Annotated in this window: 20 protein-coding genes; 8 read left to right on the forward strand and 12 right to left on the reverse strand. The window is 61.0% G+C overall.

Annotated features, from left to right (window positions below; all coding sequences use genetic code 11):
- Positions 1-225 precede the first annotated feature (225 nt).
- The 3 genes from PUT78_RS09705 to PUT78_RS09715 all read right to left on the reverse strand — a co-directional run bounded on the left by PUT78_RS09705 (position 226) and on the right by PUT78_RS09715 (position 2,708).
- Positions 226-1,671 carry an aldehyde dehydrogenase family protein gene (locus PUT78_RS09705; RefSeq protein WP_274352065.1) on the reverse strand — a complete coding sequence of 482 codons (1,446 nt, stop codon included), beginning with the start codon at positions 1,669-1,671 and terminating at the stop codon, positions 226-228.
- 70 nt (positions 1,672-1,741) lie between these two features.
- A complete protein-coding gene (locus PUT78_RS09710; protein WP_274352066.1) occupies positions 1,742-2,446 on the reverse strand; it encodes a winged helix-turn-helix domain-containing protein in 705 nt (234 codons plus the stop codon).
- The gene (locus PUT78_RS09715) at positions 2,418-2,708 is read right to left on the reverse strand and encodes a hypothetical protein (RefSeq protein WP_274352067.1); all 291 of its coding nucleotides are present in this window, start codon (positions 2,706-2,708) and stop codon (positions 2,418-2,420) included. The genes PUT78_RS09710 and PUT78_RS09715 overlap by 29 nt, the downstream gene beginning before the upstream one ends.
- Before the next feature lie 149 nt (positions 2,709-2,857).
- On the opposite strand from PUT78_RS09715, the gene PUT78_RS09720 reads away from it, so the two are divergent.
- The 3 genes from PUT78_RS09720 to PUT78_RS09730 all read left to right on the forward strand — a co-directional run bounded on the left by PUT78_RS09720 (position 2,858) and on the right by PUT78_RS09730 (position 5,433).
- Entirely contained in the window at positions 2,858-3,550 is a 693-nt protein-coding gene (locus PUT78_RS09720) for a hypothetical protein (protein ID WP_274352068.1), read from the forward strand.
- A gap of 40 nt (positions 3,551-3,590) precedes the next feature.
- Entirely contained in the window at positions 3,591-4,214 is a 624-nt protein-coding gene (locus tag PUT78_RS09725; RefSeq protein WP_274352069.1) for a ribonuclease HII, read from the forward strand.
- A gap of 115 nt (positions 4,215-4,329) precedes the next feature.
- Positions 4,330-5,433, forward strand: coding sequence for a site-specific DNA-methyltransferase (locus tag PUT78_RS09730; RefSeq protein WP_274352070.1), 1,104 nt, complete (start codon positions 4,330-4,332; stop codon positions 5,431-5,433).
- A 302-nt stretch (positions 5,434-5,735) separates the two neighbouring features.
- Here the strand turns inward: PUT78_RS09730 and PUT78_RS09735 are convergent, their stop codons facing one another.
- The 3 genes from PUT78_RS09735 to PUT78_RS09745 form a co-directional block, all read right to left on the reverse strand.
- A complete protein-coding gene (locus tag PUT78_RS09735; RefSeq protein ID WP_274352071.1) occupies positions 5,736-6,071 on the reverse strand; it encodes a carboxymuconolactone decarboxylase family protein in 336 nt (111 codons plus the stop codon).
- A 91-nt stretch (positions 6,072-6,162) separates the two neighbouring features.
- Positions 6,163-6,810 carry a ChrR family anti-sigma-E factor gene (locus PUT78_RS09740; RefSeq protein ID WP_274352072.1) on the reverse strand — a complete coding sequence of 216 codons (648 nt, stop codon included), beginning with the start codon at positions 6,808-6,810 and terminating at the stop codon, positions 6,163-6,165.
- 2 nt (positions 6,811-6,812) lie between these two features.
- A complete protein-coding gene (locus PUT78_RS09745) occupies positions 6,813-7,481 on the reverse strand; it encodes a sigma-70 family RNA polymerase sigma factor (protein WP_420793488.1) in 669 nt (222 codons plus the stop codon).
- 132 nt (positions 7,482-7,613) lie between these two features.
- Here PUT78_RS09745 and PUT78_RS09750 point away from each other — a divergent pair, with 132 nt between their 5' ends.
- From PUT78_RS09750 to PUT78_RS09770, 5 genes are read left to right on the forward strand one after another with little or no spacing between them, the layout of a single operon-like run.
- Positions 7,614-8,912, forward strand: a complete 1,299-nt coding sequence (locus PUT78_RS09750; protein ID WP_274352074.1) for an NAD(P)/FAD-dependent oxidoreductase — start codon at positions 7,614-7,616, stop codon at positions 8,910-8,912.
- Complete coding sequence (locus PUT78_RS09755) at positions 8,909-9,682, forward strand: DUF1365 domain-containing protein (protein ID WP_274352075.1); 774 nt, start codon at positions 8,909-8,911, stop codon at positions 9,680-9,682. Before PUT78_RS09750 ends, PUT78_RS09755 begins: the two co-directional genes overlap by 4 nt.
- Entirely contained in the window at positions 9,679-10,938 is a 1,260-nt protein-coding gene (locus tag PUT78_RS09760; protein WP_274352076.1) for an MFS transporter, read from the forward strand. Before PUT78_RS09755 ends, PUT78_RS09760 begins: the two co-directional genes overlap by 4 nt.
- On the forward strand, positions 10,935-11,495 hold the full coding sequence (locus PUT78_RS09765; protein WP_274352077.1) for a DUF3833 domain-containing protein: 561 nt from the start codon (positions 10,935-10,937) through the stop codon (positions 11,493-11,495). The genes PUT78_RS09760 and PUT78_RS09765 overlap by 4 nt, the downstream gene beginning before the upstream one ends.
- Entirely contained in the window at positions 11,492-12,262 is a 771-nt protein-coding gene (locus tag PUT78_RS09770) for an SDR family NAD(P)-dependent oxidoreductase (protein WP_274352078.1), read from the forward strand. Before PUT78_RS09765 ends, PUT78_RS09770 begins: the two co-directional genes overlap by 4 nt.
- Positions 12,263-12,466: 204 nt before the next feature.
- Here the strand turns inward: PUT78_RS09770 and PUT78_RS09775 are convergent, their stop codons facing one another.
- The 6 genes from PUT78_RS09775 to PUT78_RS09795 all read right to left on the reverse strand — a co-directional run bounded on the left by PUT78_RS09775 (position 12,467) and on the right by PUT78_RS09795 (position 15,101).
- A complete protein-coding gene (locus tag PUT78_RS09775; RefSeq protein ID WP_274352079.1) occupies positions 12,467-12,952 on the reverse strand; it encodes a hypothetical protein in 486 nt (161 codons plus the stop codon).
- Positions 12,953-13,000: 48 nt separating this feature from the next.
- Positions 13,001-13,183, reverse strand: coding sequence for a hypothetical protein (locus PUT78_RS09780; RefSeq protein WP_274352080.1), 183 nt, complete (start codon positions 13,181-13,183; stop codon positions 13,001-13,003).
- Between the two features lie 15 nt (positions 13,184-13,198).
- Complete coding sequence (locus tag PUT78_RS23795; protein ID WP_420793490.1) at positions 13,199-13,267, reverse strand: hypothetical protein; 69 nt, start codon at positions 13,265-13,267, stop codon at positions 13,199-13,201.
- A gap of 17 nt (positions 13,268-13,284) precedes the next feature.
- Positions 13,285-13,587 (reverse strand): PAAR domain-containing protein, encoded by a 303-nt coding sequence (locus PUT78_RS09785; protein WP_274352081.1) that lies wholly within the window; start codon positions 13,585-13,587, stop codon positions 13,285-13,287.
- Positions 13,588-13,713: 126 nt separating this feature from the next.
- The gene (locus PUT78_RS09790) at positions 13,714-14,592 is read right to left on the reverse strand and encodes a hypothetical protein (protein ID WP_274352082.1); all 879 of its coding nucleotides are present in this window, start codon (positions 14,590-14,592) and stop codon (positions 13,714-13,716) included.
- Entirely contained in the window at positions 14,589-15,101 is a 513-nt protein-coding gene (locus tag PUT78_RS09795) for a hypothetical protein (RefSeq protein WP_274352083.1), read from the reverse strand. The genes PUT78_RS09790 and PUT78_RS09795 overlap by 4 nt, the downstream gene beginning before the upstream one ends.
- Between the last annotated feature and the right edge of the window lie 7 nt (positions 15,102-15,108).

The following is a 15,108-nucleotide window of genomic DNA, read 5'->3' on the forward strand; positions in this document are numbered from 1 at the left end:
GGCTTGAAGGGACCGTCGCGCCAGTGGCGCGGCGAAAGCCCGGAAAACGCGCCACCGGCGGGCCGTCCCGCGGCCCGCCGGTGGCGCTGATGACACGCCAAGCCAATGATGCAGGAATTATGCCGCCTGCATAAAGTGAACTTATCCCACGTCGGACCGGCAGACCCCGGCCCGACCTGTGTCGCGGGCTTTGTGTGTCGTCGCCCCACCGGATGCCACGACAGCCTATTGCGCTGCGTTGTCCCAGCCGGAAACGGATTTCACTTCCAGAAAGTCCTCGATGCCCCAGATGCCGCCTTCGCGCCCGTTGCCCGAATGTTTCATCCCGCCGAAGGGCGCGCCTGCGCCGCGTGACTTGCCGTTCATCTCAACCATGCCCGCGCGCAATTGCCGCGCCAGCCGGTTGCGGCGCGCGCCGTCACTGCTCTGGACATAATTGGTCAGGCCATAAACCGTATCATTGGCGATGCGCAGCGCGTCGGCTTCTGAATCGAACGGAATGATCGACAGGACCGGCCCGAAAATTTCCTCTCGGGCGATGGTCATGTCATTGCTGACATCGGCAAACACGGTCGGGCGCACGAAATAGCCGCGATTCATGCCCTCTGGCCGTCCCAGCCCGCCCGCGACCAGCCGCGCGCCTTCGGATATGCCCTTGGCGATCAGGTCCTGAATCTTGTTGAACTGCGCTTCGCTGACCACCGGGCCGATGTGGCGGCCCTGCGCGCTGGCGGGGCCGACAGGGGTGGCCATGGCCACCTCGCGCGCCGTGTCCACAGCGCGGTCATAGGCGCTGCGTTCCACCAGCATACGGGTGGGGGCGTTGCAGGACTGGCCTGAATTGTTGAAGCAATGCTGCACGCCGCGCTTCACTGCCGCGTCATCGGCATCCGCGAAAATCAGGTTTGCGCCCTTGCCACCCAGTTCCAGATGCACCCGTTTCAGCGTGTCGGCGGCATTCTTGGAAATCGCAATGCCCGCGCGGGTGGACCCGGTGAAGCTGACCATATCGACATCCCGGTGGGTGGAAAGCTGCGTGCCCACACCCGCGCCATCGCCGTTGACCATATTGTAAACCCCCGGCGGGGTTCCGGCCTCGTGCAGGATTTCCGACCAGATAATTGATGACAGCGGCGCAATTTCAGACGGTTTCAGCACCATGGTGCAGCCCGCCAGCAGGGCCGGGATCACCTTCAGGGTGACCTGATTCATCGGCCAGTTCCAGGGCGTGATCAGCGCGCAGACGCCGACAGCTTCGCGGATGATGCGGTCATCGGGGGCATGCTCGCCAAGCGGTTCGATAAAACGGATATGGTCAAACGCTGTGATGAAATTGCCGATATGGCTGGCCCCCGCGCCGACCTGCGAATTGCGCGCCATATCGATGGGCGCGCCCATTTCAAGGCTGATCGCCTGTGCCATGTCATCGGCGCGGCGGGCATAGACATCGCTGATACGCTTGACCAGTTCCAGCCGGTCGGCGGGGGCGGTATGCATCCAGCCGGGCAGGGCGGCCTGCGCGGCAGCCACAGCGGCATCAGTATCGGCCTGCCCGCCAAGGGAAATCACCGCGCAGGACTCCTCGGTCGAGGGGTCAATGACCGCCAGATCACGCCCGTCCTGCGGCGCGACCCATTCCCCGTTGATATAGAATTTGCGTTTGTCCAGCATCACACCCTCCCGCGTTGCACATGTTCACTATCTTGCATCCGGGGGGCGGGGTTTCAAGGGACAGCGCGCATCAGCGCAGCGAGATCACCTTGCGGTCAATCGCCAGCATATAGCCTTGCCGCGCGATATTGCGCACCAGAACTTCGCTGATCAGCTGGTTGCCCAGCGTGTCGCGCAGCCGCTTGATGCGGGTGGCGCCCGCCGCTTCGTCGCAATCGGTGATGTCGCGGCCGGAAATCACGGATTCGATGGCGGCGCCGGTCAGCACTTCATCATCAATGCAGGCTTCGGCCAGCACGGCCAGCGTTTCAACGGCAGCGGGCGTCAGGCGGAATTCCATGTCATTCAGCGCGACCGTATTGGTGGCGCGGTCGATCACCAGTTGCGACACCTGCAACCCCTGTTTTTCGACCTGCACCATGCGCCGGTTCAGCGTGATCAGCACAACAATCACCACGAAGGACGTGATCAGAAGCCCGGTGGCAAACACCAGCAACACGAAAATCACCACCCGGTAGGAGATCAGCGTTTCGGAAAATGCCGTGCCCGACTGCGCCAGAATTTCCAGCAGCTTCAGTTCCGCCTGGCTGGTCAGATCGGCGTTTTCAACGAACACACGTTCCACGCGCGCATTGAAGGCCCCGGCATCGGGCAGGTGCAGAAACAATGCCACCGCGGCCAGTGCCAGCACGCCCACAATCGCGACAATGCCCCAGACAACCGCGCGGTTGCCCATGCGCGCCAGATCACTGGCGGAGATGGATGGCCCCTGCATTGACGCTCCTGCGTTGGAATTCGGCTTCCCCAAAGATGGATTCAATTTGTAGAAGGGTCCAGCCGCTTCGTGAAATGACAGGTTCGGCATAATTGCGTGCGGCCTGCGGTGATGTGCAGGCCGCCTGCGGCAATTCAATGATGCCATATTGCAGGCGCAACGGGTTGTCCTGCTTGGCCTTGTAATCCGCGTAACACTGGGCCGAGGCTTGTCCCGCAAGCGCCAGAACCAGAAAAGCAGCGGTCAGGAATGTGGTTTTCATGCCGGAACCATCGCACCAGTGATCGCGTTATTCAATATCAGCCACCCTGTGGGGAGGATGTTATCGGATAACATGCGGGCGTTATTGCGTGACGGGACCGGGCAGGCGCAGGGTCATGCCATGGCCCGTTTACGAAAGGAACCCGAGGCATGAGTAATTTATTCAGCAACCTGAGAACACGGACGACCGGTGCCCTGATGGCAGCAGGTGTCGCCATGGGCGCAATGACATTGCCCGCAACACCCGCGCAGGCCAATGACGATGCGCTGGTGAAATTCCTGTTGGGGGCCGCTGCAGTCGCGATTGTCGTGCATGCCGCGCGGTCTGATGGCGGCAGCAGCAATCGCGGCGGCAACCGGGGCCGCCCCCCACAGAACAGCCGCGAACTGCCCGCCCATTGCCAGGAAACATGGTCGGTGCGTAACCGCAACATCGCGCTTTACAACGCGCAATGCCTGAATGATGCAGGGTTGCGGCACCTGCCGCGCCATTGTCTGGAAAACTCGCGCACCAATCGCGGACATCGCAGCGTTTATCGCGCGGCCTGTCTGCATGATGCGGGCTACTACCCTGAACGCGCCGGGCGTCCGGGCCGTGACCACCCGCGCCCGGTTCCGCCGCGCGGTGGTGGTGGTGGCTGGCAGGACGGCATGCTTCTGCCGCAGCAATGTCTGATATCCTATCGCTATGGTGGGCAAACACTGGCAGGCTATCGCGCGTCTTGTCTGGAACAACACCGTGTTCGTGACCTGCCACGCACCTGTCAGGTGCGCAGCACCACCGGCACGATCTATTCCGCGCAATGCCTGACGGAACGCGGATATCGCACCCGCAACCGTTGATGGTTGCACTGGTCCGGGTGGTTGGGGCAATACATGCCCCATGACCCCGGCAGCAGAACCCGATTATGAACATGAGCGCCTTGCAGCAATGCAAGGCGCGCGCCGCGTTGTCGGCGTGGATGAAGTGGGGCGCGGGCCGCTTTGCGGGCCGGTCACGGCGGCTGCGGTCTGGCTGGACCCTGCCGCGCTGCCTGCGGGGCTGGCGGATTCCAAACGTCTGAGCGCGCAGGCACGCGAGCGCGTGTTTGCCGCCATCATGGCCAGCGCCGATGTGGGCATCGGCCATGCCACCCCCGCCGAGATTGACGCAATCAACATCCTGCAGGCGACCTATCTGGCGATGCAGCGCGCCATTGCCGCGCTGCGCGTGCCGCCTGACCATCTGCTGATCGACGGCAACCGCCTGCCGCCCGCGCTGCAATGTCCCGCGCAGGCTGTGGTCAAGGGGGACGGACGGGTTCTGTCCATCGCGGCGGCGTCCATTATCGCCAAGGTCACGCGCGACGCGATCATGGCGGAACTGGCCCTTCGCTACCCCGGTTATGGTTGGGAGGTGAACGCAGGTTATCCGACAAAGCGTCACAAAAATGCCATAGCAGATTTGGGTATCACCCCAGAGCATAGACGTTCATTCGCCCCCATACGCAAAATCTTGTGTCCATAGGTGACGTGAACAAAGTTTTTCAACCAACTGATTCAAAAAGAAATTGACGGCGAATCACCTTTGACTCATCTTAGGCCCATAACAAGCGCACCAAGCGCAATAAACAGAGGCAGAGATGGCAGTTTCAACATTGGCGCAGGGGGCGTCTGTGCTACCCTTGGATGAAATTCTGGACGGAGACTGCATCAAGGTGATGAACGCACTGCCCGAAGGCAGTGTTGATCTTATCTTTGCTGATCCGCCCTATAATCTTCAGTTGCGCGGTGAATTGCACCGCCCCGATAACAGCCGCGTCGATGCCGTGGATGATGCCTGGGACCAGTTCGACAGTTTCAAGGCCTATGACACCTTCACCCGCGCCTGGCTGAAGGCCGCGCGCCGGTTGCTGAAACCCAATGGTGCGATCTGGGTTATCGGGTCTTATCACAATATCTTCCGCGTGGGCACGGCGCTTCAGGATGCGGGCTTCTGGATTCTGAATGATGTCGTGTGGCGCAAATCCAACCCGATGCCGAATTTCCGTGGCAAACGGCTGACCAATGCGCATGAAACCATGATCTGGGCGTCAAAATCTGAAGGGGCGAAATACACCTTCAATTATGAAGCGCTGAAGGAGTTGAATGAAGGCGTGCAGATGCGCAGCGACTGGGTTCTGCCGATCTGTTCAGGGCATGAACGCCTGAAAGACGACAATGGCGACAAGGCCCACCCGACGCAGAAGCCGGAATCCCTGCTGCATCGTGTGCTGGTGGGCTCCACCAATCCCGGTGATGTGGTGCTGGACCCGTTCTTCGGCACCGGCACTACGGGCGCTGTGGCCAAGTTGCTGGGGCGGCATTATATCGGCATCGAACGCGAGGAAAGCTATCGCAAGGTTGCTGCGAAACGGCTGGGGCAGGTGCGCCCGCTGGAAGCCAGCGCGCTGGAAACCACCATTTCAAAACGCGCCCAACCGCGCGTGGCCTTTGGCCAACTGGTCGAACGTGGCCTGTTGCGCCCCGGCGAGGTTCTGGTCAACCCGCGCGGGCAGGCCGCCAAGGTGCGCGTTGACGGCTCGCTTGTCAGTGCGGAACATCGCGGTTCCATCCATCAGGTGGGGGCAGCGCTGGAAAACGCGCCCTCGTGCAATGGCTGGACCTATTGGCAGTTCAAACGCGATGGTCGTCTGATCCCGATTGACCTGCTGCGCCAGCAGATCCGGTCGGAAATGCACGACTGATCCCGCAGTATTACAGTTACCGCCGGTGTCCCAGTTCCCGCCGGGACACCCACTGACCCCGCCTGCTTGGCGGGGTTTTTTTGTGCCGCAGCGGTCGCAGGATTCTGATAGCGGGGGTGGCACTGGCACCAAGCCCGCGCCAGCCTGCGGCCTTTGTTCCGCGCAAATATCCGGTCAGCCGGGGCTCTCCCTTTCCCGCAAACCACATGCGAACACTGCACCAACACGGAACCCCCGGCCCGCAGGGCAGGGGGTGACATGATAAACCTGCGGCGCCAGCCGCACTATCAGATCACGCCGCGTCAGCCCGCCAACTGGTCCCAGCAGTCCAGCGCCTTGCCCGCATACATCACAGCCGGGCCGCCGCCCATCTGGATGCACATGCCAAGCACATCTGCCAGTTCTTCGCGGCTGGCGCCCGCCTTCATCAGCGCCTCGACATGAAAGGCGATGCACGGCTCGCAGCGCACGGCGACCGCAATGCCCAATGCCACGAATTCCTTTTCCTTGGCCCCCAGCACGCCGCTTGTCTTGGCCGCCATCGACAATGCGCCAAACCCTTTCATCGTGTCGGGAATGGCTTTGGCCAGAGTGCGGGACTTGTCGCGGGTTTCAGCGATGAAGGCGGGGTAATCCATGTCAGACCTCATATATCATGTTGTGCATATGATGTGCCTGACGCGCGCCGCCCTTGCGTTGATGCAGATCAAGCCGCGCGCAGGGGCCAGGTCATATTCTGAAAAACGGCTGCACCAGACGCGGCAGCAATGCGCGGAATCTCAGCGGCGCATCCGTGGCCGCCAGACAGATGCAATCCATCCCGGCTTCGGCAATGGGTGTGTGTTCCAACGCCTCATCCGCGATTTCAATGTCACCGCGCGCGAAACGGTCGGTTTCATCGACAAACGCGCCTTGCAGCACCAGCGTCAGTTCCAGCCCCCGATGCCCGTGATCGGGCACGGCGGTTCCGGCGGGAATATACAGCAGCCTTGCGCTGGCATTGCGCGAGGTGGGCAGAATGGCCTGCCGCACGCCGCCGCCGATACTGCGCCAGCGCACCGCATCCAGCCCCCCGCCGACATAGTTGCGCAACGGGCCGGGCAGAACGCTGTCGCGCGCAGGCAGGGGCGTAGCGGGGGATGGCTCGGCCCTTGATTTGATCTTCGCCATGGTCAGGGACAACGCATCAGATGACATGGCAACCGGGGCCACCCGCTGGTCCAGAACCGCCCCGCCCACACTGTCGAACGCGGCCAGACGGGCGCGGCATTCGTCGCAGATCGAAATATGTGTAGCGACAACAAGGCTGAATGCCTCTGGCAGGGTGCCTGCCGCATAGGCCATCAGTAACTTGTCGCTCAGGTGGTGTCTTATCATCGTTATGTCGTCTCTTTTTGTTCGGTCATGGAATGGCGCAGCCGTTCCAGTGCCAGTCTTATCCGCGATTTTATCGTGCCAAGCGGTAGCCCGGTTTCATCTGCGATTTCATTATGTGTCAGATCCCCGAAGTAAGCGCTTTCGATCATCTTGCGTTGCTTTTCGGGCAGGGCATTCAGGGCCTGCGCCAGTTTTTCGGTGTCCTGTTGCAGCGCCAGCGCGTCGAACTGGTCGGTTTCGCTGTCCGGGCCCCATGGCAGGTCTTCGGGTTCGGGCCTGCGGTCACGGCGCAGCATGTCAATGCGCCGGTTGCGCGCGATGGTGAAAATCCATGTTGCGGCACTGGCGCGGGCAGGGTCGAATTGTGCGGCCTTGTGCCAGACAGTTGCCATGACATCCTGCGCGCATTCTTCTGCTGTGGTCGGGTCCGCGCCCGATTTCATCAAGAACGCCTTCACCCGTGGCGCGAAATGTTCAAACAGCATTGTGAAGGCCTGCGCGTCCTGCGCGCGTGCCACACGGGTCACCAATTCGGCCCAAAGGGTTTTATCGCTTTTGTCCAACCTTGCCTGTCCCGCCGTCCTGCCCATGGCCCGGCCATCTGCGCCCACAGAAACTGCGGCGTGCCCGGGCTGTCTTGTGGTTGCATCGTCACAGATCTGATCAAACATGCAAGTCTTACGTCCACAAGGGGCAGTTGGATCAGAATGTCCGCCCGCGCGCGGAAGATGTTTTTTGCAGTGATCTGCATGCAGGGGGCGGACGTATAAGGTCACAACGACAAAAAACCGGAGCTTCCCCGCATGCCCTTCGAGATGCCAGAAAACCCCGCCCGCCGCATTGCTGTTATCGGCGGGGGAATATCGGGGCTTGCCGCGGCGTTTCTGCTGGCGCAGCACCATCGCATAACCTTGTTTGAATCGGAGTCGCGCCTTGGCGGGCATGCGCGCACCGTGCTGGCGGGCAGGCATGGCGACACGCCGGTTGATACCGGGTTTATTGTGTTCAATTACAGCAATTACCCCAACCTGACCGCGATGTTCGCGCGGCTGGATGTGCCCGTCGCGCCATCGAATATGAGTTTTGGCGCGTCCTTTGATGCAGGGCGGTTTGAATACAGCCTGTCGGGTATTGACGAAATATTTGCCACACGCCGCAATCTGGCCGATCCGCGTTACTGGCGGATGATGCGGGACATCGTGCATTTCAACAAGCACGGTCTGGCCATGGCGCAGGCAGATGCGACCCTTACCACAGGCGGGTTGCTGGCGCGGCTGGGCACGGGGGACTGGTTCCGCGACCGGTATCTGCTGCCCTTTTCGGGGGCAATCTGGTCCACGCCCACGCGCCGGATTCTGGATTTTCCCGCACAAGCGCTGATGGGGTTTTTCCGCAATCATGCGCTGCTGGGATATGAGGGGCAGCACCAGTGGTATACGGTTCGCGGTGGATCAGTGGAATATGTGCGCAGGCTAAGCGCGCATCTGGAACATGTAGGCGTGCGGTTGCGGACGGGAACGCCGGTGCAATCGGTGACGCGCGGGCCGCTGGGGGTGCAGGTCAAGGCATATGGCATGCAACCGGAGGAATTTGACGAAATCATCTTTGCCACCCATTCCGATGTCACCCTGCGCCTGTTGGCGGACGCTGCACCGCGCGAAACCGCGGCCCTTGGCGCTGTGCGCTATCAGCGCAATGACGCCATTCTGCATTGCGACCCGGCCGTCATGCCGCGCAGGCGCAAATGCTGGTCAAGCTGGGTCTATACCGAACGCGGCCCGGCGGACAGGGAACGCATATCGTTAAGCTACTGGATGAATTCGTTGCAACCCATCGCGCAGGATGATCCGATGTTCGTGACCCTGAACGCCAATCTTCCGCTGCGCGAGGAGTGCATTTATGACAGCTACAGCTTTGACCATCCGGTCTATGACGCGGGCGCGCTGCGGGCGCAGGCCGATATCCGGGCCTTCAACGGGACCAACCGCACATGGTTTTGCGGGGCATGGATGCGCAATGGCTTTCACGAAGACGGATTTGCCAGCGCCGTGGATGTTGCGCAGGCCATGACCAGCCCCGCCCGGCAGGTGGTCGCCGCATGAACGGGATAGACCATATCGCAGGGCGCACCTTTCACGGGCGGCGCGGGCCGGTGGGCAACCGGTTCAGCTATGGTGTGGATTATGTGCTGTTTGACGCCGAAAAACCGCTGCGCCTGCCGCGCCTGATGGTGCGCAACCGTGCGGGGTTGGTGTCACTGCGCGACCGCGACCATGGCGGCATACCGGGGCAGGGTACGGGTGCTGCATGGGTGCGCCAGGTTCTGGACGCACAGGGGCTGGCGGGTGCCACGGATGGCGCGGTGTTGTTGCTGACGCAGCCGCGCATTCTGGGGCATCTGTTCAACCCGGTCAGTTTCTGGCTGTGCCATGACAGCGCAGGCGGCCTTCGCGCCGTGATTGCAGAGGTCAGCAATACCTATGGCGACCGCCATTCCTATCTATGCGTGAAACCTGACCAGTCGGTGATCACGGCGCAAGATGACTTGCGTGCGCAGAAAGTGTTTCATGTCTCGCCGTTTCAGCCGGTGGCGGGGCGTTATGCGTTCCGGTTCGACATCACGCCGGAAAAGGTCAGTATCCGCATTGCCTATAGCCAGACTGACGAAGCGCCCGGTGCGGGGCTTGTGGCCACACTGGCAGGCCCGCGCGCGGGCCTGACCAACCGCCGCTTGCTGGGCGCAATGCTGCGCCGTCCCTTCGGGTCGCGCCGGGTGCTGGCGCTGATCCATTGGCAGGCGCTGAAATTATGGTGGCGCGGTGCGCCGTTCCGCCCCCGCCCCGAACCGCCCGCGCAGGAGGTCAGCCAATGAGTGCGATCGCGCGCGACGGGGCCCCCGCGCTGTGGGGCTATGGGCTGTTTGGCGGGTTGCTGGCCATGGCGGGCCTGCCGATCTATATTCACGCGCCCAAATTCTATGTCGATGAATATACCGTGTCGCTGGCGGCGCTGGGAACTGTGCTGTTCGTGCTGCGCGGCCTTGATTTCGTGCAGGATCCTGCTTTGGGCTGGCTGGCCGCAAGGCTGCGCAGGACACGCGCGCAGGCGGTGGCCATTGCGGGCATGCTGATGGTGCTGGCCATGCTGGCCCTGTTTGCCATTCCGCCGGCATTTGCGCCGATTTTGTGGTTTGCGCTGTCGCTGACAGTGTTGTTTTCGGCCTATTCCTTTCTGACGATCTGCTTTTACGCCACTGGCACGGCGCGCGGCGCGGAACTGGGGGCAGGGGGGCATGTGCGCCTTGCGGGATGGCGCGAAACCGGCGCGCTTCTGGGCGTGTGCGTGGCGGCGGCGGCCCCGGTCACGCTGGCCGGGGTGCTGGCGCAGCCCTTCGCGGGGTTTGCGCTGGGGTTCGTGGGGGTGGCCGCCTTGGCGCTATGGGTCATGCGCGCGGAATGGACCAGATACGCCGCCCCCGTTGCGGATGCCGCCACCCCGCGCCTGCGCGACATTGTGGCCGATGCCACGGCACGGCGGTTGTTGCTGATCGCGCTGGTCAATGCGCTGCCTGTGGCCATCACATCCACCTTGTTTCTGTTTTACGCGGAAACTGTGTTGCAGGCGGCGGGCTGGGAAGGGCCACTTCTGATTTTGCTGTTCCTGTCTGCGGCGGCTACGGCCCCGCTCTGGGCGCGGCTGGCGCAGCAGTTTGGCGCAAGGCGCGTGCTGATGGCGGGTATGGGCCTTGCGGCCTGCAGTTTTGTGTTCGTGCTGATGCTTGGCCCCGGCGACATTGCGCTGTTTGCGCTGATCTGCGTGGTTTCCGGCGCGGGTATCGGGGCGGACCTGACGCTGCTGCCCGCGCTTTTTGCCCGCCGCATGGCCGAATTGTCGCCGGAGGCGGCGCAGGGTTTCGGCCTGTGGGCCTTTGTCACCAAGGCGACACTGGCCCTTGCGGCGCTGATTGTTTTCCCGGCGCTGGATTTGGCAGGCTTCAGCGCGGGCGGCGCGAATCCCGACAGTGCGATCCTCGCGCTTATGCTGCTCTATGCCGCGCTGCCATCGGTGTTGAAACTTCTGGCGCTGGTGCTTCTGGCGCGCACCCCCCTGACGGAGAACCGCGCATGACCACCTTGTTAAGCATCCTGACAGGCATGGCCGTGATGCTGGTGCTGATGGCGGTTGCCCGGCATATGCGCGGGTTTCGGGCGCAGAAACCGTCGGATTATGCCGCACTGGAACCGCGCATCGATATCCGCCGTCACCTGTCCGGGCCGATCCGCTGCGAAGGTGTCATTTACGGCCCGATGGGGCGGGTGACGTCGCGGTTTACCGCCGATATGCATGGGCGCTGGGACGGAAACAGGGGCATTCTGTCTGAACATTTCATCTATGACAGCGGCACAAGGCAGGACCGTGAATGGCACCTGACGCTTGGCAATGACGGTGCCATCCGGGCGGACGCCGATGATCTGGCGGGAACCGGCCACGGGCAGCAGGCTGGCGCGGCGGTTTGTCTGAACTACACCCTGCGCCTGCCTGAAACTGCGGGCGGGTATGTGCTGCAGGTCACGGACTGGATGTATCTGATTGATGAGACAACCATCATCAACCGCAGCCAGTTCCGCAAATTTGGCATCAAGGTGGCCGAACTGGTCGCCACAATGCGCAGGATTGACGCATGAGCAGGCAGCTTGCAGGCAAGACCTATTGGCTGGTCGGCGCGTCCGAAGGGCTGGGGCGCGCGCTGGCGGTGCAAATGTCGAAGGCGGGCTGCGCGCTGATACTGTCTGCGCGCGATATGGGCAAACTGCAACGGCTTGCCGCCGAATTGCCCAGCCCCGCGCAGGTGGTCGCCTGTGATGTGGCGGACCGTGCATCAGTCATGGCGGCGGCGCGTGCGGCCTGGCCCATGGATGGGGTGGTGTGGCTTGCGGGGGTCTACTGGCCCTTTGCGGCGCAGAAATGGGACGCGGAGAAGGCCGAAGCGATGTTTGACATAAACCTGTCAGGTGCTGCGCGCGTGCTGGGGCAGGTGGTGCCGCAGATGGTGGCTCGCGGGCAGGGCCATATCGTGATTACCGGGTCGCTGTCGGGGTATCGCGGGTTGCCCGGCGCCATCGGCTACAGTTCCAGCAAGGCCGGGCTGATGCATCTGGCGGAATCGCTCTATGCCGATCTGCGCGGGACCGGTGTGGATGTGCAGCTTGCCAACCCCGGTTTCATCCGCACGCGGCTGACCGACAGGAATGATTTCAGAATGCCCTTTCTGATGGAACCGGAACAGGCGGCAGCGGAAATCATGGCGCTGATGCGCGGGCACAGGTTCCAGCGCGCCTTTCCGCGCCTGTTTTCGTTGCTGTTCCGGGGCGCGAATTTCCTGCCGGACTGGGCCTATTACCGGCTGTTCGCGCGCAAACCCGGCAACCACCGCCCCGCAGTCAGCCGATGACCGCGCGCGTCAGCGCATGTCGCAGAAAAGCGGTTCCCACCTTGTTTCACAACCTCCCTGTGGAAGGAAAAGCCGGAGGCGCGTACCGGAATCGAACCGGTGTACACGGATTTGCAATCCTGATTAATCCCTTTGAAAACAACATGCATTGTGCAAAATTCAGGCGGAGACGATGGGAATCAAATTGGCCCATTGCAAGCATTCTCAGATAACGTCCATCAAAGTGCCCAGCGGTGTGTCCGGGGGCATCCAGCCCTTCTCCGCTTCCAGCTGTCCCGCTGCGCGCAGTCTGGCATGGGGAAAACCGGGGCGCTTGTCGAACCGGAATTCGCGGATCGCCCGTCGCAGAGCTTCCCCCTTCCAGACCGACCGAAATATGGCAAGGGGCGCTTGTCCATCCTCGTCCAGCGGAACCATATTATAGCGCATGAAGATATCGCGGTCCCAGTCGGACAGTTTGTCCGGGCTTTCCAGTTCATCAATACGGCGATTGAAGTTATCGCGATCCCATATCTGCAAGAAAAATTCGGCAAACTCATTGAACTGTGCCTGTTCTTCAAGGCTCTGACCCACATCCGGCCAGCCATCCCGGCCGCGGGAATACTTCAACAGGATCGACGCCCATTTCATGTTCGGATTGGCCGGATGGTAAGAGGTATAGGCATTATGCGTCCATTGCAGGACATGCATTGCGATTTCGGCCGGCAGTGATCTGGGCGCAACGGCCTGAAGCGCGTCCTAGCACCGATCTTGCCAGCGTGAATACCCTGACTCAATAACTGTTTCCTTGAAGGTTTTGTTGATCATCTCAACCTCATCATCATGGCGGGCCAAGCCAATTCGGAGGTAGAGCGGTCGCGCAATATCCAGCGACGCAGGAGTAACTGTTTCACCCGGTCGGTTATGTTCTTCGTAGATCATACTGCGCTCCTGTATTCATGGTGTCACGGCATTGCCCGGTATTGTCCACCATAGGGGCGGAACCAAGGACAGGATCATGCGCATACCGCGATAGGGCTTTGTTACAACAAAGCCCCCTCATCTGCGAACACATCGCCCGATGCTGCGTCCATCGCCCCGCCGCAATCGACGGAATCACCAAGCCGCGCGACGGGGCGGCCATTGACGAACACGCTGCCTGATCCGCCGGATACGCTGCGTGGATGTGGTGGGCACTTGCTGCACCCATGCGGCGCTACCGCATCGCCCTGCCGTAATGCGGGGATGCCGTTCAAATTGACATCGGGGCTGCCGGTGATCGCAGGCGATGGCGGAAAGCAACCATGTCCGGACGCGATGTCACCTGTTCGGGAAATACCGGGCATTCAGGACCTCTCTGCAAAAGTTATGCGGCTGTGTTGATACCGATGCAAGCCGGTCCGCGCTCCGTTTTCGATCATAACACAATCAATTTTGGGTGCCAATTGACACGCGCTTGGGATTAGCAGTTTTCACGGCATCGAACTGGCCCGCCGACCCGGAGCAAAAATTGGGGTGTTGTCACCCAGATATCGTCGCCCCCAACCACCACGCGCATCACGTTTGGACGTATGCATCAGGTTCCAATCAGCGCGGTTATTCGGTGAAATACCGGTTTCCTGCAGTACGTCTATTGGACCACCCGTCACTTCGGCATAGTCGATCGAGACAAACGGGCTCAGTGCCGATACCAGCTTGTCGTCGTCACATTCAATCTCGCCAATACCAACCGCCATCGCGATCCGACGGTTTCCACGCAATTGCGCCAACGCCGATCCGACACGCCGATGCGTTGCCAGCATAAGTGGCTGCTCCGCACTTTCGATAATGAATGCCTCTGCATTGGGAAAACCGTCGCCCGTCATGCGCAGCGCAAATGACATTTTCCTATCGTCCCTATCGTCCCTATCGTCCCTATCGATCGTCAGATGTAGTGAACAAATGACATCGAGATCGGGAACGGAGCTTTCATACACCAGTTCGCGGGCAGTTTCCGAATTTCCCATCGGCATGGCAAAATTCTGGCCGCGGTAGCTGAGAAGAAGCTGAGCGGACTGGTCGCCATCTTCCAGGTAAGGATCTACTTGGCCTGAGAGGTTCGCGGTTGGTTGGGTTCCCTCTTGGCTGTAGTCCTGATGAAAGAGCCCAAAAAGCCAACTACTTTCGTCAGAATCAACGGTTTCGAGAAAAACACCAGAGTTTATCAAATCAATCCGGACAATGGCGTAAATCCGTGAAGTTACACTTAACGAGTAACTGAACCCGCGGTCATCGCCGCTGTAACCCAGCCCTGATGCGCCAAAATTGGCCCGCGGATGAAAGGAACGCACACAGAATCGCAGGAAACTCACGGCTCAATCCTGTCAAATGTTGCGTCGCAAACCTGCACTGCCGCAAACTCTTCGCAGGGGTAGCGTTCGGTCAGAAAGCCCATGTTCGTCGTCACACGCGCCTCCCGGCTTTGTCCCATGGTCCAGCCTCCGACATCAAAATGATGGGTAAAGATGGTGTCATAAGGTTCGACTTCCCCCGTCACAGGATGAATACCATTGCCAGACCCGACACCAATACGACCCGTCTGTATTCTCGACCAGTCAATTGCCGGGTCACGTGTCCGGAACCGGTAAGTGTACGGGACCCCCTCAGGAAAGTAGAATGTCACGATGGACCTTTGCGCAAACACATCGGCCCCGAGTATGATCTGATCCGCATCGCTGGCAACAACCAGGTCATTGGCCGGGTTTGGTAAATCGTTCGGCACAACGAACTCATCCGGTGGAACGGCTGTGGGTAAAACCATGATAACCCCACCATCTGTCGCGATCGTTCCGCCAAGATAGATTGTCAGGTCAATTCTCATGCCGCTT

Origin of the sequence: Roseinatronobacter alkalisoli, assembly GCF_028745735.1 — a bacterium.
GTDB classification, from domain to species: domain Bacteria; phylum Pseudomonadota; class Alphaproteobacteria; order Rhodobacterales; family Rhodobacteraceae; genus Roseinatronobacter; species Roseinatronobacter alkalisoli.